We start from the raw sequence: 304 nt of genomic DNA, 5'->3' as shown, positions 1-304 counted from the left end.
ACCGATAAGGCGTTCGGCCAGGTCCGCCGGCAGTGCTTCACCGCCGCACAGCACCTGGCGACCGGCCAAAGCTGGCAGGCGTGGGTGGTCGGCGAGCATACGCCAGGTCGAGGGGGTCGCCTGGATGGTAGTGACCTGCTGCTGCTCGATCTGCGCCCACAGGCGCTCCGGGTCGCGGGCGGTGTCGCGGTCCACCAGCACCACGCTGGCGCCGCTGACCAGCGGCAGGTACAGCTCAAGCACGGCGATATCGAACGACAGCGAAGTCAGCGCCAGCATGCGCCCGTCAGCAGCCAGGCCCGGT

The 304-nt window shown here is 69.7% G+C and carries 1 protein-coding gene; it reads right to left on the bottom strand.

Going from position 1 to position 304, the window contains the following annotated elements:
- Positions 1 to 304, bottom strand: a 304-nt coding sequence (locus ACQZ2L_RS25125; RefSeq protein ID WP_430328326.1) for an AMP-binding protein, incomplete at both ends; no start/stop codon positions are given.

It is taken from the genome of Pseudomonas shirazensis (assembly GCF_050496565.1).
GTDB classification, from domain to species: Bacteria; Pseudomonadota; Gammaproteobacteria; order Pseudomonadales; family Pseudomonadaceae; genus Aquipseudomonas; species Aquipseudomonas shirazensis_A.
The sequence above is the reverse complement of the archived record's forward strand: the minus strand, read 5'-3'. Positions and strand labels throughout refer to the sequence as shown.